General features: G+C 42.9%; 16 protein-coding genes, 2 pseudogenes and 1 riboswitch. Of the genes and pseudogenes, 9 read left to right on the top strand and 9 right to left on the bottom strand.

Annotation, left to right across the window (positions count from 1 at the left end; all coding sequences use genetic code 11):
- Positions 1 to 12: 12 nt before the first annotated feature.
- Both JCM12259_RS06425 and rsmA read right to left on the bottom strand, forming a co-directional pair.
- Positions 13 to 1,203, bottom strand: a complete 1,191-nt coding sequence (locus JCM12259_RS06425; RefSeq protein WP_025065834.1) for an ATP-binding protein — start codon at positions 1,201 to 1,203, stop codon at positions 13 to 15.
- Between the two features lie 567 nt (positions 1,204 to 1,770).
- Positions 1,771 to 2,571: a 16S rRNA (adenine(1518)-N(6)/adenine(1519)-N(6))-dimethyltransferase RsmA gene (rsmA, locus tag JCM12259_RS06415; RefSeq protein ID WP_025065833.1), complete on the bottom strand. Its 801-nt coding sequence runs from the start codon at positions 2,569 to 2,571 to the stop codon at positions 1,771 to 1,773.
- A 517-nt stretch (positions 2,572 to 3,088) separates the two neighbouring features.
- On the opposite strand from rsmA, the gene JCM12259_RS06410 reads away from it, so the two are divergent.
- From JCM12259_RS06410 to JCM12259_RS14225, 4 genes and pseudogenes are all read left to right on the top strand, one after another.
- Positions 3,089 to 4,099 carry a lysylphosphatidylglycerol synthase transmembrane domain-containing protein gene (locus JCM12259_RS06410; RefSeq protein ID WP_025065832.1) on the top strand — a complete coding sequence of 337 codons (1,011 nt, stop codon included), beginning with the start codon at positions 3,089 to 3,091 and terminating at the stop codon, positions 4,097 to 4,099.
- Positions 4,100 to 4,101: 2 nt separating this feature from the next.
- Positions 4,102 to 5,559, top strand: a complete 1,458-nt coding sequence (locus JCM12259_RS06405) for an aminoacyl-histidine dipeptidase (protein ID WP_025065831.1) — start codon at positions 4,102 to 4,104, stop codon at positions 5,557 to 5,559.
- A gap of 489 nt (positions 5,560 to 6,048) precedes the next feature.
- The gene (locus tag JCM12259_RS06395; RefSeq protein ID WP_025065829.1) at positions 6,049 to 6,975 is read left to right on the top strand and encodes a magnesium transporter CorA family protein; all 927 of its coding nucleotides are present in this window, start codon (positions 6,049 to 6,051) and stop codon (positions 6,973 to 6,975) included.
- 113 nt (positions 6,976 to 7,088) lie between these two features.
- Positions 7,089 to 8,970 (top strand): annotated as a pseudogene (locus tag JCM12259_RS14225) (DUF349 domain-containing protein).
- Between the two features lie 528 nt (positions 8,971 to 9,498).
- Here JCM12259_RS14225 and pnuC read toward each other — a convergent pair.
- On the bottom strand, positions 9,499 to 10,095 hold the full coding sequence (gene pnuC / locus JCM12259_RS06385) for a nicotinamide riboside transporter PnuC (protein WP_025065828.1): 597 nt from the start codon (positions 10,093 to 10,095) through the stop codon (positions 9,499 to 9,501).
- Entirely contained in the window at positions 10,095 to 12,362 is a 2,268-nt protein-coding gene (locus JCM12259_RS06380) for a TonB-dependent receptor (protein WP_025065827.1), read from the bottom strand. The genes pnuC and JCM12259_RS06380 overlap by 1 nt, the downstream gene beginning before the upstream one ends.
- A gap of 35 nt (positions 12,363 to 12,397) precedes the next feature.
- Positions 12,398 to 12,494: riboswitch (TPP riboswitch) on the bottom strand.
- Positions 12,495 to 12,951: 457 nt separating this feature from the next.
- Between JCM12259_RS06380 and JCM12259_RS06375 the strand changes: the two genes are divergently transcribed.
- From JCM12259_RS06375 to JCM12259_RS06365, 3 genes and pseudogenes are all read left to right on the top strand, one after another.
- On the top strand, positions 12,952 to 14,181 hold the full coding sequence (locus JCM12259_RS06375; RefSeq protein ID WP_025065826.1) for a site-specific integrase: 1,230 nt from the start codon (positions 12,952 to 12,954) through the stop codon (positions 14,179 to 14,181).
- 12 nt (positions 14,182 to 14,193) lie between these two features.
- Positions 14,194 to 15,500 (top strand): annotated as a pseudogene (locus tag JCM12259_RS14220) (tyrosine-type recombinase/integrase).
- Complete coding sequence (locus JCM12259_RS06365) at positions 15,484 to 15,900, top strand: hypothetical protein (RefSeq protein WP_025065825.1); 417 nt, start codon at positions 15,484 to 15,486, stop codon at positions 15,898 to 15,900. Before JCM12259_RS14220 ends, JCM12259_RS06365 begins: the two are co-directional and overlap by 17 nt.
- Positions 15,901 to 16,317: 417 nt before the next feature.
- Here JCM12259_RS06365 and JCM12259_RS17265 read toward each other — a convergent pair whose 3' ends face one another.
- From JCM12259_RS17265 to JCM12259_RS06340, 5 genes are all read right to left on the bottom strand, one after another.
- Complete coding sequence (locus tag JCM12259_RS17265) at positions 16,318 to 16,533, bottom strand: helix-turn-helix transcriptional regulator (protein WP_025065824.1); 216 nt, start codon at positions 16,531 to 16,533, stop codon at positions 16,318 to 16,320.
- Between the two features lie 232 nt (positions 16,534 to 16,765).
- Entirely contained in the window at positions 16,766 to 17,308 is a 543-nt protein-coding gene (locus tag JCM12259_RS16145) for a Mov34/MPN/PAD-1 family protein (protein ID WP_025065823.1), read from the bottom strand.
- Positions 17,212 to 18,933, bottom strand: a complete 1,722-nt coding sequence (locus JCM12259_RS06350) for a ThiF family adenylyltransferase (protein ID WP_025065822.1) — start codon at positions 18,931 to 18,933, stop codon at positions 17,212 to 17,214. The genes JCM12259_RS16145 and JCM12259_RS06350 overlap by 97 nt, the downstream gene beginning before the upstream one ends.
- A complete protein-coding gene (locus JCM12259_RS06345) occupies positions 18,926 to 19,909 on the bottom strand; it encodes a CBASS cGAMP synthase (RefSeq protein WP_025065821.1) in 984 nt (327 codons plus the stop codon). The genes JCM12259_RS06350 and JCM12259_RS06345 overlap by 8 nt, the downstream gene beginning before the upstream one ends.
- A 1-nt stretch (position 19,910) precedes the next feature.
- On the bottom strand, positions 19,911 to 20,909 hold the full coding sequence (locus tag JCM12259_RS06340) for a CBASS cGAMP-activated phospholipase (RefSeq protein ID WP_025065820.1): 999 nt from the start codon (positions 20,907 to 20,909) through the stop codon (positions 19,911 to 19,913).
- A gap of 653 nt (positions 20,910 to 21,562) precedes the next feature.
- Here JCM12259_RS06340 and JCM12259_RS06325 point away from each other — a divergent pair.
- Positions 21,563 to 21,787 (top strand): hypothetical protein, encoded by a 225-nt coding sequence (locus JCM12259_RS06325; protein WP_025065817.1) that lies wholly within the window; start codon positions 21,563 to 21,565, stop codon positions 21,785 to 21,787.
- A gap of 56 nt (positions 21,788 to 21,843) precedes the next feature.
- Positions 21,844 to 22,080, top strand: coding sequence for a hypothetical protein (locus JCM12259_RS15805; protein WP_051559211.1), 237 nt, complete (start codon positions 21,844 to 21,846; stop codon positions 22,078 to 22,080).
- Positions 22,081 to 22,103: the final 23 nt, after the last annotated feature.

The following is a 22,103-nucleotide window of genomic DNA, read 5'->3' as shown; positions in this document are numbered from 1 at the left end:
ATCTTGTTCTATTTAGTAGAGAAATCCAAACAACCATAGGGGGATTTGATTATCCAATCCTATTTCGGTATTATATCGTGCATAAATCGTATCGGAACTAAGTCTGATCTTGCCATTCCCCAGCGCATTACAGATCTTAAATTTCTTGTTGCCGTTGATAATATAAAGGTGTTCCTTTCCGCCTTGATTGACGAGATGATCTTTCCACAGCGCATTTACAAAAAAAGTCTCCATCAACTCTTGATTGTCGATTTGAATGGGATAAATGGCATACATCAAGTTGGGATTGTGCATCATCACCTGGGCCGGCTTTTTATGGCGATCCTGCCCCACAGCATAAATAATGTTGATGAGACGGGCATCCGACAGATATTTGATATAATTCATCACCGTGGCCCTACTCGTCTTGATGTTTTGTGCCAGCTGACTGATATTGGGCGCTTTCAGCCCATTCACTGCCAACAGATAAAACAGCTTCTTGATTTTTGTCAAATACTTCAATTCGATTTGCTTGATGAGCAGAATATCCACCTCTGTCATCATATTCATCGTTTTGAGTAGATTCTCAGAGAAATTCCTATGCTCCAAAAAGAAAGGATAAAAACCATGATGAATGTATTCCTGAAAATACTTCAATGGCTGCACTTTCGGCAGAATCTGCTTAATGATGTGTGTGTGACGACGCAAAATCTCATCCAGCGTGAACGACGGAAACTGATGCCCTGTCTGCAAATTGAGATACTCGCGAAATGAAAATCCCGCCAGATTATAACTCTTGACGATGTTATTCAGTTCGGGATTCTCCTCTTTCAACCGCATCACACTCGATCCTGTGAAAACGATTCTCAACTTGGGAAACATATCATAGCATTTGCGGAGTTCGGAGCTCCAATTCGGTTGTTTAAACACTTGGTCGATCAACAACACCCGGCCTCCATTTTTGACAAAATCCCCAGCAAAATCGGCAATGCCGCGCCCTTGGAAATAGAAATTATTCATATTCACATAGAGGCATTGGCGATCATTGGCTCCGAACCGTTCTTTGGCATATTGCAGGATAAAAGTGGTCTTCCCAACGCCACGCGTGCCTTTAATACCGATCAGCCGATCATTCCAATCGATTTCATCCATCAGCTTTCGCCTGACCGGTGCACAGGTGTGATCAATCAAGTAAGAGTGTGTGCGAAAGAAAGCATCCTCCATATTCTGTTTATCCTTCTTTTTTTAATCCATGCAAAGTTACTACTTATTTTGAAATTTGCAACGTGTGGATTACAAAATATTCACGAATTATGTTTTTTTGTATCGCTTCTAATGATCAAAAGACGGTCAGAATCGGTCAGATCTTTGCGCATAACGATTTCCTTTTAGGGACTTTTCTCATGGTCTGTTTTGAAGATAAGTCAAACGTCTAATGGTTTCTGAAAAAACGTCTAGATGTTTTTAGTAAAACGTCTAGATGTTTTTTGCAAAATGTCTAGACGTTTTTCATAAAATGACTAGACGTTTTTTGGAAGACGAAAAGTGGTTTTGTAAATCGCTATGAATCAATAGATTACAGACGACTGAAAAAAGGCGTGAAATGGATTATTCTTTGTCTGATTGAGAACCGAAGTTCGTTGGTGATGGAAAGAAAAACAACCTATGCTGATGTTGGCTTTGCTGCAAATGCACGTTGCGGAAAATGGCAATGTTGGCAGGAGGAATGCTGCATATAGAAAAAGGGAGTGAGCGCCGCCGCAAGTGTCGCTTACTCCTTTTGTTTGACGGTCAATGCGCAGCGTCTAATTCCTTTTTCACGAGATTGGTGAGCGTAACAAACTCGGGAATCGACAGCTGTTCGGGACGCTTCGTCATGATGTCTTGTTCATAAAACACGGGGCGGGCGGGCGCCTTTGTAAACAATTGCCGAAGACTGACACGCAACATCTTGCGCCGTTGGTTGAACACGGCCTTGACCAATCGCTTGAAAAGGATTTCATCACAACCCAGATCGGTCACCTCATTACGCGTCATTCGGATGACGGCACTTTTCACTTTGGGCGGCGGGTTAAACACGTTTTCATCCACCGTAAAAAGATATTCCACATCATACCACGCCTGAATGAGCACTGACAAAATGCCGTAAGTTTTGTGGCCCGGGGCCGATGCCATCCGCAGAGCCACTTCTCGCTGAATCATTCCGGTGCAACACGGCACCAAATCCTTATAATCGAGCATCTTGAAGAATATCTGCGACGAAATGTCATAGGGATAATTGCCCGTGAGAACAAACTGGCGACCACTGAAAACGGCACGCAAATCCATTCGAAGAAAGTCTTCGCCAATGATATTCTCACGCAACGCGGGATATTTCTCGTGCAGATAAGTCACCGATTCGGTATCGATTTCCACGGCTTTCACCTCTCGTCCCTTGGTGACAAGATATTGTGTGAGCACGCCCATGCCCGGTCCGATCTCCAAAATGGGTATGTCGGGACAGCGATCCACAGTGTCCGCAATGCGGCGAGCTATGCTTTGATCGGTCAGAAAATGCTGACCGAGATTCTTTTTGGGCTTGACTGATCTTATCATATTGTGTTGTTTGTGCGTGCAAAGGTAGGCAGATTCGGATAAAGGACAAAGGAATCAACAGAAAAACGGACAACATTCAGACGATGTCTGAGCGTTGCCCGCTTCCCTATTTTAAATGAGACGAATGGCAATACTTGTCGCCGCCTCTTTGATTTCGCTTTTGTTATTCTGTGAACAACAGCTGTAAGTCTTTCCGGCTTACATCTGACCGAGATCGATCTTTCTGCTAAGAACCAACGCTTCGGCCAAAACTGCTGCTACGATTGTGATAATTCCAAATGTTACCATGATCTTTAAACCTTTCTCTTTAATGTTATTGTTATCCTAATTTTTAAATACGATGCAAAGGTAGGATGTTTATTTGTGTGCGCAAACACTTTTAAACGTTATTCGTCTCAAATGCCTTATTTTGTTGATTCAGATCAAAAATCAGGAAAAATAACCGTTGGTTTTATTTTGCGTTACCAGCTATTTAGCGTAACTTTGCCCAAACAAAGAAAAAGACAACACAACATTGGAATTGAAGACAACAATTAATCAGATCCTGAAAATTGTACTCCCACTGTTCCTCGGGGGTGCAATTCTCTTTTGGATGTACCGCGATTTCGACTTCAAACGCATCGAACACGTGGTGATCCACGAAATGAACTGGACATGGATGTTGCTTTCTTTTCCTTTCGGAATCCTTGCCCAATTATTCCGCGGATGGCGATGGAAACAAACACTGGCCCCTATTGGCGAGCATCCGCGCACCTCTACGTGTGTCAATGCCATCTTCCTGTCTTATGCTGTGAGCTTGGTTATTCCGCGGATAGGCGAATTTGCACGTTGCGGCATACTCAAACGCTATGACGGCACGTCGTTCCCGAAAGCGCTCGGCACCGTAGTTACCGAACGAGTAATCGATTCTCTGCTGCTGGCAAGCATTGCCGGACTCACCATTTTGACTCAAATACGAGTCTTTTCCACGTTTTTCGATCGCACAGGAATGAGTATCGACACGCTGATGCGCGGCTTTTCAGCTACAGGTTATCTTGTAACGATCGTCTGCGGTATTGCAGTCATCATCCTCTTATACTTCTTGTTTCGGAGATTATATATATATGATAAGGTGAAAGATATGTTGCGGGGAATTTGGCAGGGCATCATCTCATTACGAAAGGTGCGTAACATCCCGCTGTTCACATTCTTCACACTGGCCATTTGGAGTTGTTACTTTTTACACTATTATCTCACTTTCTTTTGTTTTGAAGCCACTTCACATGTGGGAATGGCCTGTGCATTGGTGACATTCATCGTGGGTAGTATCGCCGTTATCGTACCAACACCTAACGGTGCAGGGCCTTGGCACTTTGCAGTAAAGACCATGCTCATCCTTTACGGCATCTCGGAAACAGATGCCTTATACTTTGTGCTTATCGTGCACACCATTCAAACCATGCTCGTGATTATGCTCGGCATTTACGCTTGGGCCGCATTAGCATTCACCCAAAAGACAAGTTTAACCCTAAACAATAATCAATAATTATGAGTGAAATTAAAAATCTAAATCCCGAGTGCATCTGGCGTAATTTCTATGCACTGACACAAGTTCCCCGTCCATCAGGACATTTGGAGCAAGTACAACGTTTTTTGCTTGACTTCGCAGCGCAAAACGGAGTCGAAGCATTTGTCGACGATGCGCAAAACATTGTGATGCGCAAGCCTGCAACACCAGGCATGGAAAACCGAAAAGGCATTATTATGCAGGCACACATGGATATGGTGCCGCAGAAATCGCCTGACAGTGATCACAACTTTGAAACAGATCCACTACAACCGTATATTGACGGCGAATGGGTGAAGGCTAAGAATACTACACTCGGTGCCGACAACGGTATCGGAGTGGCTGCCATTATGGCCGTGATGGAGGCAAAAGATTTAAAACACGGCCCCATTGAAGGACTTATTACGGCAGATGAAGAGACGGGAATGTTCGGTGCCAATGACTTGGCTAAGGGTATTCTGCAAGGCGACATCCTATTGAATCTCGACTCGGAAACATGGGGTAATCTTGTAATTGGCAGTGCCGGAGGTGTCGATTTAGATGCTTTGCGCACGTATAAAGAAGTTCCCACCGCCCCAAATCATGCTGCACTACGTGTGACTATCAAAGGATTAAAGGGCGGACACTCCGGTTTGGAAATCAACGAAGGCCGAGCTAATGCTAATAAGCTGATGACTCGCGTGTTGTTGAAACTCGTTGAGGAATGCGATGCCGAGCTTTCGAGCTGGCATGGAGGCAACATGCGCAATGCGATTCCGTTCAAAGCTGAAATCGTTGTGGTATTGCCGAAGGAAAAAGTAGCTGCTGCCAAGGCTCTCATCAACGAACTTCGTGAGATTTTCGAAGCAGAATACAAATTCATTGAAAATCAAGTTGAGCTAACAGCCGAAGATATTCCAACACCCAAGACACAATTAGACAAAACTGATCGTGAGACCATTCTCAGCGCTTTTTATGGCTTGCACAATGGTGTAATGCGGATGATTCCCGCCATTCCGACTGTTGTCGAAACATCATCTAACCTCGCAATCATCGACATCGAGGATGGAAAAGTTGCTATCAAGATTCTTCCTCGTAGTTCAAGCGAGACGATGAAAGAGTGTATTTGCAAAACATTACTCGGCCCATTGGCATTGGCTGGTTTTGAAGTCAAGTTCAGCGGAGACTATCAGGGATGGGATCCCAACACCGACAGTGAGATACTTAACCTGCTGAAATGCCTCTACAAAGAGATGTTTGGCGAAGAAGTTGTTGTGAAAGTGGATCACGCAGGTCTGGAATGTTCTATCATTTTGAGTAAATATCCGCATTTAGACGTCATCTCGATGGGCCCGACGATCCGTTCGCCACACACTACCAACGAGCGTTGTCTCATCGAAACGGTGGCTCCATTCTGGGAGTTGCTCAAACGAACGATGGAAGAAGCACCGGTTAAATGAGCCGACCGATTTGACCATAAACAGATGATCATAAATCGTTCTCACGATTGAGAGAACGAAATTATACAAAAACCGATGAACGATTAACAATCGTATTCATCGGTTTTTTATAGCTTTCCACACAGGGAATCACATCTATTGCACGTAAAAAATCATCGGCTAATAATTCGATGAAAATCAATTATATTGCGAAAAAGTATTAATTGGGCTCTCAAAAGGCATCAATTGGCCGATGAAAAAGCCTTTTTCGTTGGCCAATTCACGGTCTTTCGCAAACCTCGCGGAAGTTATTTCGTGATGATCAAACAGCTTTTTTCACACAGTTTCTTCGCTCTTTCAACTTATTTTACTATCTTTGCACCGCCAAACAGAAACGATTCAACAATTTATATGGACGATTATCACGCGGAAAATAAGAACGTGTAGGTTGGAGAACGAAAGCTCTTCGGGCTGATCTCCACCCTATTTTAATTCTTGGAGATGAGCGAAATGAGAACATACTGGAATATAAACGCAAATCTGAAAGCCATCAACGAATGGCAACCCAATTGCTGGATACAGGTCACTTGTCCCACGGACGAAGACCAGCAATACTTGGAAGACCAATTCAAAATACCCGATTATTTTCTTTCCGACATCAGCGATACCGATGAGCGGGCACGTTATGAATACGACGACGGTTGGATGCTCATCATTCTCCGCATCCCTTACGTCAAGGAAATACGCTCGCGCACACCTTATACCACCGTCCCACTCGGCATTATTCACAAGCGCGACGTGACTATCACGGTGTGCTATTACGAGAGCAATATGATGATCGACTTCGTTTCTTACCAGCAGAAACGGGGCGAGGGATTCACCGATTATGTTGATATGATCTTCCGGTTGTTCCTATCCTCGTCCGTTTGGTACTTAAAAAGATTGAAACAGATCAACGCTTTGATTGAAAAAGCCAAGCACAACTTAGATCATGGCGTGAACAACGAATCGTTGATCGGATTGAGCCGGTTGCAAGATTCGCTTACATATTTCATCACATCGATCCGCGGAAACGAAAATCTCTTGGCTAAACTGAAATTCAAACTCCAAGTGGATGAGCTGGATGCCGACCTTATTGAAGACGTAAACATCGAGATGACACAGGCCCGCGAGACTACGAGCATCTATTCAGACATTCTCGAATCGACAATGGACACCTATTCGAGCATCATCAACAACAATATGAATACGGTGATGCGAACCCTCACTTCGGTGAGTATCATCATGATGTTTCCCACGTTGATCGCCTCGCTTTTCGGTATGAACCTCATCAACGGAATGGAAACAAGCCGCTATGGATTTATCATCGCCCTAATCATTTCATTCTTCGTATCGGGCGTTTCTTGGTGGATTTTGCGATACAAACGACTCCTTTAAAGGCTGAAACGACAAAAAATGGATTTTAATTTAGGTGATTACGCTTTTTTTGTTTAAGTTTGCAAGCAATTAGAACGTATTGGAAAACCGAATCATAAACTTAAAACAGTGAAATGATGGACTCTCAATTGAATACCCCGGAGCAGGGATTGAACGAAGAAGAAAAAGTGTTGACAGACAGCACAATAGCTGATGAAAATGCGAAAGAGACCGAATCGCCTTCCGAAAAACCGTTAGACGCAGAGCAACCAACGGTCAATCGCGATACAGAGAACGGTAGTTCGCAACAAGTTTACAACACCAAGCAAGAAGTGTTGGATCGCATTCGCGAAATTGCTCATGGCGAAGAAGCCCCTCGAAAAGAAGAGGTGGACTATCTGAAAACCGCTTTCTATAAGTTGCACATAGCCGAACGCGAAGCCCAACAGCGCGAATACTTGGAAGCAGGAGGCAATCCCGACACTTACACCATGCTCCCCGACGATATGGAAGAGGCATTCAAAGCCGAGATGATCATCATCAAAGAGAAGCGTGCAAAACTTTTCCAAGAGAAAGAAGCAGAGAAAGCGGAAAATCTGAAACGCAAACTCGACATCATCGAAAAGATCAAAGCAATGGTCACTTCGCCTGATGAAGCCAACAAATCATATCCACAATTCAAGGAATTGCAGCAAGAATGGAAAGAAATCAAGGCTGTTCCGGCAGAGAAAGCCAATGAACTCTGGCGTAATTACCAGTCTATGTGGAGCAGTTTTACGATTTGTTGAAACTCAACAACGAAGCGCGCGAATACGATTTCAAGAAAAATCTCGAACGCAAAACGAAGCTCTGCGAAACTGCGGAGAAGTTGGCCGACGAACCGGATGTGATCAGTGCTTTCCATCAACTGCAAGAGTTGCACCAGCAATATCGTGAAATCGGTCCTGTGTCCAAGGACTTGCGCGAAGAAATTTGGGCTCGCTTCAAAGCTGCTTCCACTGTGATCAACAAGCGCCATCAGCAACATTTTGAACTGCTCAGGGCCAAAGAAAACGAAAATCTCATCAAAAAGACGGCCCTCTGCGAGCAAGTCGAAGCCTTGGCACAACAGGAATGCAAAACCAGTGCAGACTGGGAAAAACGCACCCAAGAGATTATTGACCTACAAAAAGAGTGGAAAACCATCGGGTTTGCACCGCAGAAGATGAATGTCAAGATCTTCGAACGTTTTCGCACAACATGCGATGACTTCTTCGGTCGTAAGGCTGCATTTTTCAAAGAACTCAAATCGAAGTATGCAGAGAATGCCGAGAAGAAAAGAAGTTTGGTGGAAAAGGCGCGTGCCTTGCAAGACAGCACTGACTGGAAATCCACCAGCAGTAAGATCATTGCCCTGCAAAAAGAATGGAAAACCATTGGAATGGTTCCCCGGAAGTTAGGCGATCAGCTGTGGAATGACTTTATCAGTGCCTGCAATCACTTCTTTGAAGCTCGTAATTCGGCCAATGCCGGTACGCGGAATGAAGAACGCGACAACCTCGAAAAGAAACGCGATATCATCACCCAATTAAAAGCACTGGCCGAAGAAACTGTCGATGGCATTCAGGAAAAGGTGCAAGATCTTGTGGAAGCGTATAACCAAGTGGGCCATGTGCCTATAAAGAGAAGGACAAACTATACAAAGAGTATCACGATATACTCGACAAGCTCTATAAGAAACTGAATATTTCCAGCGCCCAACGTCGTCTTGACAACTTCAAAAACAATTTGAAAAACGTCGCCAAGCGTGGAGAAGAAGCCTTAGACAACGAGCGAAGTCGGTTGATGCGCCGTTATGAGCAAATCAAACAAGAAATCCACACTTATGAAAACAACCTTGGATTTCTCAATATCGGCAGCAAAAAAGGAAACAGTCTGATCGAAGAGATGAATCGGAAAGTTCAGAAACTCAAAGACGACATGAATCTCTTACGCGAGAAAATCAAAGTCATCGACAAACAAAACGTCGAAGAATAAAAACAAAAAAAATAGCCACGCAAATAAATAATCTATTTGCGTGGCTATTGTCTTCATAAGATCAATCACTTATTTTATTATCTGCCCATCTGTCTTGAAAGGCCCATTACCTTTATCAAACCGGAAAACCAATTCGATCGGCAGCCTATCTCGAAAATAGTGTTTAATCAAATCAGGAAAAGATATGCATAAGGTCGTAATCTAATTTACCACCGCTTGGTAATTAAATTACCACAAGTTGGAAATAAATTCCTATACGGGAAGAAATATATTTTCTCTCGTATAAAAATTTTTACCATGATTGTGAAGAATTTTTCTGCGATTAGTAAGTTCAGAAACAACACCTATACTACTGTTCAGCGATTCCCTCAGTGTCATCCCCTTTTCATGTTTGACAAATGACCGAAGGCAGACTGATTCAGGAAGTACAACAGATTTGTGATTTCGTAAATCATATTATTTTTGTTTCTTAGGAGTGTAAGAGTGTGTGAGTGGGATGGATATCTGTACCAACAGTTTGTGAATAGGTCAGCCATTGGACATCATTCTTTTCCATTTATAATAACCCAAGACAGCTATAATGACATACATGGCATAGAGACTGGCCTTAAACGGGATACCTTTATAGGCGTAGAGGGCCGAACTGACGACGTCTACCACAATCCAAATGAGCCACTGCTCTAAGTATTTGCGGGCCAATGCCCACAGTCCGATAAAGCTGAGCGCATTGATAAAACTGTCTGTCACAGGCACGTTGGAGTTGGTAAACCGCACCAAGATGAAGTAAATGGCGCCCCATGCTGCGACAAACACCCATAGTGCAGGCATGATCAGTCGCCGCTTGAAATGCGTGATGGGCAATGACTCATCTACTTTCTGGTTGCGTTTACGCCCGAATCGCCATACGGCAAATCCATAAATGGCGGCCAATGTGTAATAAATGGCCATGCCGAAGTCTGCATAGAGGCCCACAGACCAGAAAAGCCAGATGTCGATTGCAGGCATTACGATACCCACGAGCCATAAAGCGATGTGCGCTCTGTATTCGAGGATAATGTAGATGATGCCTAACACCGTGCTCAACATATCGAGCCAGTGGGCCGAAAAGAATGCTTCTGCTGTCATTAAAACTTGAGTGAGAGATGAGCTAAAATATGAGTGGGGGCCTGTGCAGAGTAAGTTGCCCATGCCCAACCGCCGTTGTAAGCCACAATTTGATCGTTATCGCGCTTGAAATTCATTGACGAACTGCCATTGCTTTCATATTTTTCGTTGAACAAATTGTAGATGGTCAGTCCCACGGTGGCGCTTGTCAATCTGCGCAATTTGAATGTATAAGATAGGTCGAGATCGTTGACAAACATGGCATCAAGCATCGCCCGCGTGTAGGTTTTGCCATCGGTGTTGAGAAACTCTTTGTATCCCGAATTAGTCATATATTGTTCGCTGATATATTTTAACATCAAAGCAGCGCGCAATCCCTTGTATTCGTAGCTAATGACGCTGCCCATGATCAAGTTGGGAGAGTATGCAAGATGAGTCGTTCCCACGTTGGCGTAACTCAAAGTCCAGTCGGAATTGATCACCGTTACAGTGGTATTCTTGGCTCGATTTTTACTCCACGTAGCATTAATGTCCCATCGAAAGCCATCAAAAGGTTTGATACCGGCCATCAGTTCGACACCCATTCGATATGAATCCTTGATGTTTCGGGCCACCATTTCTCCGTTTGAATCTTGCGCTCCGGTTAAAACAAACTGATTATCATAGTCCATATAATAGAGATTGATGCCTGCATCGAAAACATTCGATTGATATTGATAACCCAATTCCAGATCGTTCAATCGCTCGGATTGCGGATTCACAGGTTCCTTTTCTGCCAACATGTTTTCGAAATCATTGCGGGTGGGCTCTTTGTGAGCGATGGCGTAAGAGGCGTAAACGGTGTGTGCTGGTGCGAATCGATAGGTAAGCCCCAGCTTTGGATTAAAAAAATTGTAGCGACGGTCCACTTCAAACGGCTTTTGTTGCTTGTTGTCGTCGAAAGTTTGCGATGTTCCCGAAGTCTTATAAGTGATGTGTCGATACTGCAAATCAACATAAGCGTTGAGTCCTTTTGCCAATTCATAGTTGAGTTTGCCGTAGATGTTACCGTCGGTCTTCTTTGCATTGTTATCGTAATATTTATGATTGGGATCGAGTTTACCGCTGAATTGTCGCAACCAAATTACATTTCCATAGTGATCTCCATCATATTTATTCCATCCCCCGCCGATATTGAGACTCAATCCAGCACGATTGTCATAGTTGACCGATGCTACAGCGCCATAGAAATCATTATTCATTCGCTTTTGACGAACCAAATCCGATTTAGTGCCGAGTGTCGACGTGAGTAGATATTTATAGAGTTTCTGCTCCTTTTTATATTGTTCGTAATAGCCCGAACCATGAGTGTAGTGCAGTGCTGCATTGAGAGTCCAATTCCGATTGAGGGTTTGGTTCCAAATCAATTGATAATGCTGCTGATGATAGTTATCTGTTTGATTGTCGTAAAAAGCCGTATTTCCGTTGGCATCCGTATATTTTCCACTAGGATTGTAAGTGCGGCCATACTTCTCCATATCGGCTTTCGACGCATAGTCCCATGCATGATATGTCTTCTCTGTGCCGTTGAATGTGATGAATTTCACCACGGTGTTGTCTGCAAAATAGCCTCCTTGCAGGAAATAAGAGTTCAACTTGACCGATGCGCGATCGATATAACCGTCACTTCCAATATTCGACAGTCGACCCTGGAAGCCCCAATGATCACCCAACAAGCCCGTAGAGAAACGGAATGTTTCCTTATGTGTGCCGTAACTGCCTGCCGAAAGGTCGATACTTCCATACGGATGCAGCCCGATATTGTCTGTTTGCAGATTGATCGATGCGCCGAATGCCCCTGCACCATTGGTCGATGTGCCCACGCCCCGCTGTATCTGAACCGACTCTAAACTTGAAGACAAATCGCCCATGTTGACCCAATAGACGGCCGAACTCTCTGCATCGTTCATCGGAATGCCGTTGGCCGTGATATTGATACGTGTCGGATCTGTGCCGCGGATATGTATGCCGGTGTAGCCGATGCCCGTACCCGCATCCGATGACATCGTGACCGAGGGCGTGAAATTGAGCAGTGAAGGAATGTCTTTGCCGTGATTCAGTGTCTTTAATTGCTGTTTTGACAAGTCGGAAAAGGCCATTGGCGTTTTCTTTGTGGCCCGCGTAGAAACCACTTGCACGTTTTGCAATTGATAACTCTTGGTTGTGTCAATCCGTTCTTGCGAAGGATTGGCAGCCGCTGTTGCAACAAACATCGTGAATGTTGCCAACAGAGAAAGGTTTTTTTTCATCAATACTTGGTTTGAATAATACACAAAAAGGGGTACTTTTTATGTTTCCTTTTCCCTACGCCGGCATTATCCGGATCAGGTCAGAGGGTTTGATCTCAGCCCAACGTTATGAGGGCACCCCTTAACTCACAGTCTGCAAGTCGACTGCAAAGGTAAGATGTTTTCTCGAAACAGTGAAACGAAATGCCCCTTATTTTGGTTTCGGTAGGCGGCGAGCTATGAGATGTGTTTCAATCTGCCGTTAATCGCATTGCAACTAACCGTTGGTTGCAGCGCAATTAAGTGTTAGTTGTCGTGCAACTAATCAACGAAAATGAAGAAAGGTCGAAGTTGATGTAAACTGACTGATAATGAGGAGGAAACGGAATGATTTGCATAAGATTGCTCTGTCCGTAAAGGGCAGTAATATTCAGATTTGAGCAGAAGTTCAGTTACCAAAGCGTTACCAGATTTGAGGATAGGTAACGATGAGGTAATATTCGGTAACTGGATTATTTTCGCTCGTGTGGCTGTTGCTTCGGTCGGCAGTTTTCTGCATAAGTGAGGAACGCTTTGAAATTGGTAATTTTGCCACAAAACATCAAAGCGTATGAAACAAGAGAAAATGAAGGTGTTGCTCTACCTCAAAAAGAGCAGTCTTGACAGGTCGGGTAAGGCTCCTATTATGGGACGTATCACACTTGGAAGAAGTATTGCTCAGTTCAGTTGTAAACTCTCCTGCAATCCCGACCTTTGGAATCCCCGTGAGAGCCGTATGGACGGAAAGAGCCGTGAGGCTGTAGAGATAAACGGCAGGTTGGAGAACTTGTTGCTGTCCGTTCAGTCTGCTTATCAGTCCCTGCTCTCCAAAGGCTGCCCGTTTGACGCAACCGAAGTGAAAGAGCAGTTTCAGGGCAGCGTGCAGACACGGTGCATGCTCATCGAAAGGCTGGACATGCTCATCAAGGAAAAGGAAAACCATGTAGGTATAGACATCAAGGAAGGAGCCATACACGGCTACCACTCCGCCCGCATACATTTACAGAAATTTATTCAACGGAAGTACAAGGTTTCGGACTTGGCATTCTCGCAACTCACAGAGAATTTTATCAATGAGTTCCGTCAGTATTTCTTAGGTGAGTGCGGTTTTCAGGAAAGCACGTTCTATAATGTAGCCACGCATTTAAAGACGGTATGCAGATTGGCATACCGTGAGGGATTGGCAGACACGCTCCTGTTTGACAAGGCCAAAGTATCAAAGGGCGACAAGAAACTGCCCAAGGCACTTGACTGGGAAGCATTGGACAAGTTAAAGGCTCTCCGCTTTGATGATTTGGAGGAGGAAATGGAAACGGCAAGAGGCATCTTTCTCTTTGCCTGCTATGTTGGTGCGGCCTATTGCGACTTGATGGAACTGAAGAAATCCCATCTTGTCCGTGATGATGAAGGAAACCTATGGCTGAAGTTCAACCGTCAAAAGACAGGCGTACTCTGCAGTGTCAAACTGCTGCCGGAAGCTATTAGGCTGATGGAGAAACTTCACAGCGATGAAAGGGAAACGCTGCTTCCATACATGAAGTACAAGAACTATCAGACCTGCTTGAAAGCCCTGCGGCTTCGTGCAGGCATATCGTTTCCCTTTACCACGCATACCGCAAGGCATACTTTCGCAACGCTCATCACGCTTGAACAGGGTGTGCCTATTGAAACGGTGAGCAAAATGCTGGGACATTCCAACATAAGCATGACGGAACGTTATGCTAAAGTAACCCCACAGAAACTCTTTGAGGAGTTTGACCGTTTCTTTGCTTTCACCGAAGATTTACGTTTGACCATATAAAAGACAACCATTATGAGAAGTACATTCAAGATACTGTTCTATATCAACAGACAGAAGACAAAGGCGGACGGAAAAACAGGTATTCTCTGCCGTATCACCATAGACGGAAAAAGTATCACCATTACCACGGGCGAAGAATGTAAGCCTCTGAGTGGAATGCCAAGCAGGGCTTGACAACCGAGAAAAAGACCAACCAAAGACTATATGAATTCAAGGAACTTGTGGAAAAGGCCTATCGGGATATACTGACAAGGGACGGAGTGGTAAGTGCCGAGCTCATCAAAAACCATCTGCAAGACATTGCCACCCATCCTACAACGCTCCTTGCCATGAGCAAGGCGGAGCTGCAAGCCGTCAAGGAGAGTGTGGGTAGGTCAAGGGCTGAGAGCACCTATCATAATCTGTCCCATTCAGACAAGAGCCTCCGCGAGTTTGTGGAAAGTAAAGGATTACAGGACATGCCCATATCCACCATTACGGAGGACTTGTTTGAGGAATACCGTTTCTTTCTCAAAAAGCGTGGATTGAAGGGAACGACTATCAACAACTATCTTTGTTGGCTGAGCCGACTAATGTTCCGTGCGGTCAGTCAAAGGATTATCCGATGCAATCCCTTTGAGCATGCCAAGTATGAGAAGGAGGAAAAGAAGATACGCTTCCTGCAGAAGAGCGATGTCGCCAAACTCATGGTAATGACGATGAATGATAGGGAAGCGGAACAGGCAAGGCTGATGTTCGTCTTTTCCTGCTTTACGGGACTGGCAATTGCTGATATGGAACACCTGCAATATAAGCATATCCAGACGGCAGCGGATGGGAGGAAGTATATCCGTAAGGAGAGACAGAAGACAAAGGTTGAGTTTGTCGTGCCATTGCACCCGATAGCAGAGGCCATTATCCGCCATTGTCTGGAAGAGCAGAAAGGGAATGAAGAACAGCAGACGGTGAAAGAAAAAGGTAAAAAACATATCTTTCCCCGTGAGTGCAGCCGGAGCGTGATAGATGGCAGACAGAGCTTTGTTGGCAAGGCTTGCGGCATTAAGGAACGATTGTCGTTCCACATGGCTCGCCACACCTTCGGAACGATGAGCCTTAGTGCAGGAATACCTATTGAGAGCATAGCCAAGATGATGGGACACGCTTCCCTATCAAGCACGCAGATTTACGCACATGTGACGGACAAGAAAATTTCTGAAGATATGGACAGGCTCATTACCAAGCAATCGGTAAAGAGAAAGGAAACTGCGGAGAGAGAGGTCAGTAAACCTTCGGATATACCAATCTGTAAAATGGAGAAACGGCATGAAAACAAACGATAACACAAAAGTAGTAACAAACGCTGCCTATCATCGCAGTTACTTTGATTGGGGCAGGAATATGCAGGTTGTCCGCAAAGGTAAAGGTGAGATTGCCATGACAGAGAGTGAACTTGTAAAATTCTTCGGTGTAACTTGGAGAAAACTCAATCACAAGCTTCAAACAATAATGAAATTTCCCAACTTGCATCCCGATGAAAGGGATGCAGGTCAAGAAGAAGTTATCAATGGTAGAGAGTGTGTTCGTTATGCGTCACTTTATCCGCTCTCAACAATCATCGCCCTGTCCTTTCTATTGGACAGCATGGAAGCGCATTTGTTCAGAAAGTATGTTTGTCGTAGATTGCAGAAGCCAATAACAACTGTAACACCAATCATTTTATTGGGCAAGACTGACAACTGATAATAACATTTCCTTTTTCTTTCACCGATTATTTCTTACTACATTACTACAATAAGAGTTAAGACGGTGAAAGAAAAAGAATTAACGTGTAGTTAAGTGCTCAAAACAATGGTACTACGCAGTAACTACATTTGCTATTCTTTTTTTACCGATTTATTATTATTTGATAGATACTTCTTTGATGAATGTTTTCATTGTTTGTAGGCAAAGAATCAGTGCTTGACATCTCATTCATTATAATTTATACTTATACTCTTTTATAGACATTTGTGATATAAAATCATTCCCATTTGTCGCAAGCTGTAGCATCTTTTGTCTAAGACGGTTCATCAGATCCTATTCAGATTCCCCCATCATCCATAGCTCTCTGAAATCATATTACCTGTATGTTGAATTATATCCATATCGCCATTATGATTAATTGTTATTTACGTATTCCCTGATTAAGTCTTTAACTTCCACACCCAAACACTTTGCAATCTGGAAGAGCATTTCAAGTCCAGACTGGGCAGTATTAGTACACCACTTTGACACTGTGGACTGGCCTTTTCCCTGTTGCACTGCAAGCCATTTACTAGTGTGTTTCTTTTTCACCAAAACAACTTTAATACGGTTATAATCTTTCGTATTCATATCTAATATTTACTTATTTGGGGTATAAAGATATGTTTTTTCAAGAATCTTGGTAGAAATAGAAATAAAATGCTTATAATTTCATAATTTGTGGCACTTTTCATTGATCTTATCATCTCTCATGATAAGTTTAGCATGACTCAATGTCTATCTATGAAAAAATCAACCATTGAAAATATCTGTTTGTTAGGGGCAGTATAGAAACTACGGCTTCTTACTTTATAAAGGCTTATCATACAATCTCCAGTTCTGCTACTACAAATTTTTTCCCATTGAATACACTAATATGAAACGCCTCAGTTCCAACTACGATCATAATCATAAATGGCACCACAAGCGATGCCGTTTGATAATTGTCCTCAATAGAATTATAATCGACAGCCGATGGTGTGGGGTTGTCCTCTGGATGTGTATGCCACTCTCCAATATAAAAACGAGTATGCTCAGACTGTTCGTAGTCTTCTTCAATAAATTGATTTGCCATTGCTGCATCTCGTTCACAGCCACAACGAGTATGTCTTTTAACACATGGTGGCGAAATCTTACTGATTCTATAACGATTATCATCAATCTGTGCCCCCATCAGTACTCCGCAAAGCTCGTTGCCCTCATGCTGAGCATTGCTTTTCAATTCATCAACTACTTCTTGTTTTATCTCGAAGTGATAATCAGCAATATTTACATTGGCAGTTCTTGCAAAGTGTTTTTTGACAATCCCGACGATGACACGAGGCTTATTCCTTTTTCTGTTGCTATATTTGTGTTTCCTACCCATTGGTAACATCTTGATTCTGAAGGTTTTTCTAATAATTGGTCAATTATGGGGAACATTGATGAAAGAAATAGAGTTACATCATTGGCTGAATACAGCGAATAACTACCATTGCACCCGGCATCATGCTTCGTAAGCTTCTCTCCATATTCATACTCTTCCCGTTTTATCAAGCAAAAATCCATAAAGCAGCCATTTGCCTTTTCTTTCAGCCGCTTAATAGACTCCTTATTTTTTGGGTTGACATATATCATAATGCCTGATATTCCGTAAGGCTCAAGCCAAAGTATAAAAGCAGGTTTGTTTACAGACCCTTCAATCATCTGGCTAAGTAGCCATTTCTCTGACATAACATCGCCCGTACAAACAAATATCGCACTGGCTTTATCGATTTCTTCTTTCTTTTGTTGCTGCAACTGCTTTTGTGATGCATATACTTTCCTGTCTGGTCTATATTGTTGTAGATAGTGCGCAACAGCATATGACTTTTGCTGATTGATATACTCAAAACCGAGCAGATGCCGTCCTATGTTATCAATGGTTAACGAATCCCAATCTATTAGATCAAACACAACATTATTGTAACCATTAAGATAGTAGCATAGGTTACTACCTATGCTACCAAGCCCAACTACCAAGAAACGTCTCTCCATCATCATTGCCCCAGCAGTCCGTTCGGCAATTCGCTGATTAGAATAAACTGAAAGATGAAGTCTGTCAAGTTTTTTGTTCTTATTTTCAAAAGATGTCAGCACTTTGAATGAGGCCAGTGCTCCTTCCCGATAGCCGTTCCTACTCACTTTTAGGCCGCGTATACAGATGCCGCCTACGGCATAATTCAATCCTATCGGAAAAAGTACATTAATATTTTTGAAGTGGTTGAGGTGCTTTTTGAACATCTTTTGGTCTTCATTATCACTTATCCTATCTATTACTTCTTGGCCCGTCATACAAAATGGTGGCACATTAGGTGTTTTTAAAGAAGCAATATAGAGAACTGGGATGTCTATTGTTTTATGATGGAGTTTGATGATTGCTAATGTCTTGTCGTTCTCGTCAGATGCAATAACATTCATCACATATGGACTACCATTATTTAGGTATTTATTAGTATAAGCCACACCTGTCATTTTACAGGTTTCTGTAGGTATATCGCCTAACAAAATCCAATGGTCATCTACATTGTTTTCTCCGTCGTATTGTTCATTCCAATAACTCCTGATCTCTTTGGAATATTCATCAGAGTTATCTCGACCGTAATAGTTCTCAATCCACCTTCTCGTTCTGTCAATATTGTCACGTATTAGTCCTTCGATATTTTCTGTATCATAAACCTCACCATCCTCATATAAACACAATTTGTGCGTTTTTACAGATATATGAGGCAGGTATCTGAACCTGTCATCTGGTATAATCACACATGGCATTGAATAGGGGAAAGCCTCTGGAAACAGGATATAAGTCTCTATATCTTCAGCCTTACCCGATACCAACGCAGGTATCTGTATTTTCCAAATATGTGTTTTGGGCAAATGCTCCAATTGTGGAATGCTATTAACCTTTTCTATATCGTATTCTTTTGAAATTACGAGAAAACAGGCATTCAATGCTGCTTCAACATCAGGCATACTGGCTATTTTTATTTATTGTACCTGAGAATCTCTGTTGTGAGGTATCCTCGTCAATGTCTTTCGCTGTTGAACAACTGAATCTATCACCAAAATGTTTCTGCCATCTAACACATCCGTCATGTTGATTCTTGCTGGCTATTGCCCTCTCGGCATCCTCCTTAAATGATTTCAGTTCTTTTAAGAAAGAGTCTTTCCTGCCTTTAGTATAATTGTCAAACAAGTCCTCGTAAGGATTGACTGGTCTCCAGCAATGGAAGTGGTCTTCTATACTGAGGTCATCATACATATTCTTCAGTATATCCTTCATAGCAATATCATAACGATTTTCATCATTCCATTGATAATACTTAGATGTAAGCATCGACATGATACAACCACTCGGCATTTTAATGCCTTCATTACGCTTGTATTCGCACCATGCCTTCATAAAACGAACAAGTTCCCGCATTTTTGTCTTATTATTACACTCGTCTTTGAACCAATCTATCATTTCATCAGGATTGGATTCATGCCACGGCTCTGCCCTATGCGCAAGCATCGTCTTGTCTTCTGTAGTATGCAAAAAGTATATCGCGAGATCTATATGATGACCATCAGCATATTGTACTCTTACGCAAGGATCAAGATCATCAGCACCATTCTCTGTATGGTCTTTTACAGCTTCATATACTTCCTGATGATACCAGTCTATAGACTTACGATCATTTATGTCATCACTTTCAAAATATATTCCATCATCAAGGTCATATGCTCCTAAACCACTTTCATCCTTAATAGGATTAAGTAAGGTGCACATAGCATATGACCCCTGCCAATAGAAAGTTGGCTGGATATAATCGCGGTGGGTTTCTTTGAAATACTTTTTTATTTTGGCTCTCAGTGCATCTCGGTTTGTCTTGAGGGTCTTGCGTCGCGTTGAAGTTGCTTTTATTGCATTTTGGAACGCCACAAATTGTTCATGATTGTTTGCCATATTAATAATCTTTTGGATTTAATGTTTTTTTTGTTTGGAAGTAATGGGCTATTTCTGGACGCATTTTTTCGTTCATAGCCGTATTGTCTGCAATCTTCACCAGAAGTCTAATGGATGCTTCACTTGCATTGTCCATGTCAATTATTTTATCCTGTTCTGGAGATAAAACTATATTCTCAATTCGGTGAAAATCAAAGGGAAATGACAAATATCTCTTCAACTTGGACAACAAAACCATCGTTGATTTCGACTGGCCAATAGAATATGCATCAAAAAGCGTATCGGCCCAATCAATAAAGGATCTGTTCAATTTATGATGTTTCTCTCCTTGAGTTTTCTGACAACTACTTATTGAAAGGATTTCGAGTCCATCAAATCGCTTATCTTGCGCGAACTTATACAAGTATTCTGTCAGAGCAACAAGAATCGGATTGTTTGCCCATAAACCTCCGTCAACAAATTGATCATCTTCGATTTCCATAACGGGCAAATATGTAGGAGCTGCAGAAGTGGCCAATGCAACATCAACATAACTTTTACGGTCATCCTCCGTGAAATTGTCAAAGTCCTTTTTAAAGACTCTCGGGTTGGCTGTTAATGTGTTATAGGATGGTATGCATAGGAAATTATTACTCTCTGCTATCTTTTTGTTCTTAAATACGCATTCAAGAGCTAAACGTAAGGGCTTTGCGGAGTATTTTCCGCCAAATGCAATCTGTTTCGAACGCAGGTATGCACAACCACCTGGTCTATGTTTGACACTTTCATTGAAAATTGATGGGCCATTCTTTTGATAAAATTTTACTACATCACTCATGGGAATTTTAAGCGATGCAGCAAGAGCAATGATGCCTCCAGTAGAAGTGCCACACAGCATATCAAAGCATTCGGAAACTGTACAATCGAAAACCTCTTCGAATTTTACTAAAAGTTCAGCGGAATAGATTCCCTTTATACCACCTCCATCAATACATAAGATCTTGAAAGGTTTTTTAGTCATATAAATTTTATTTGCTATTAATACTATGCAAACGTTATGCCAATTTTAATAATCAGTATTTTTTTTATTAAAGATGACATAATGGTAAGCCCTACTACAAAATGGCAAATGTGCATTCGTTTGCACGCCATTTCCACATCTATTTCCGTTTTTTTCTGCAAGTTTCGGAAACTTTAACTATCTTTGCATCCGATTACAACTATCAATCATTGAACGGATTAGGGAGATATGATGACTCACAGCATCTTTCCTTATATAATAAAGGTGTATGCGCGGCGCAGGGGAACGGAGGTTTTTCTGCGGATTTGCGTATGGCATCGTCTGCGATTCCCTGTGTGACAAATACAGTGGTTCCCTGCGTGAAGAATATAGCATACAACGCTGCGGACAACGCACAATACGCCGCAAAAAAGATGACGGATTATTTGGCAGTTCCAAATAATTTGTTACTCTCTCATATATAGGCGCTACTGGCGTAACTATACTCTAAAACTTTTTCGCATACGCGCGCGAGGCTCTCCGCGCAACCTCGATAAACAAAGGGCTCCATCGAGTTCCCTTTGTCCGCATTTTCATGCCCTTTTGTCAACTCGTGCAAAGGGGGAAATAAGAACGACAAACAAACCAAAATCCCAATTAAAAATTTCACAGTCATGAACAAAAAACAAGTAACAACACAGGGTAAGAAAAGGAAGCCTTATGTAAGGGCAGAAGTCGAACTCATCAGCGTCAAGGCCGACTACCATCTGCTGGAAATCTCGTTCCCCAACAGTGGCGGACACCAAAAGGCCGAAGACGACGGCAACGACCTCAACGCCAAGCGCGGCTTCTTCCTTGACGACGAGGTAGGAGGGGACTTCAACATGTGGGAGGATTGAGCCTCTCAAGGTAAACATCATTTAAGAAAGTAAAACATTTTAAGGAAGAAAACAAAATGAAGACAAGATTATTTTCCATTCTCGCAGCCACGGCCCTGGCGCTTTTCATGGCCGCGTGCGCCAACAGCGACGACATCGCGCAAGTAGAGAACAAGCAGAAAGGCAATACCGAAACCACCGAGGATCTCACCACCTTTGTTGAGGAAGACAACGCACCAACCACCCGCACCACTGCCGAGTACGACGGTTCCGGCTCAACTTCTACTGGACCGAGGGCGACCGCCTCTGGGTGAAGAACGATGCCGAGAGCCCCACC

The sequence above is a fragment of the Hoylesella enoeca JCM 12259 genome (assembly GCF_000613405.1).
In the GTDB taxonomy this organism is placed as follows: domain Bacteria; phylum Bacteroidota; class Bacteroidia; order Bacteroidales; family Bacteroidaceae; genus Prevotella; species Prevotella enoeca.
The sequence above is the reverse complement of the archived record's forward strand: the minus strand, read 5'-3'. Positions and strand labels throughout refer to the sequence as shown.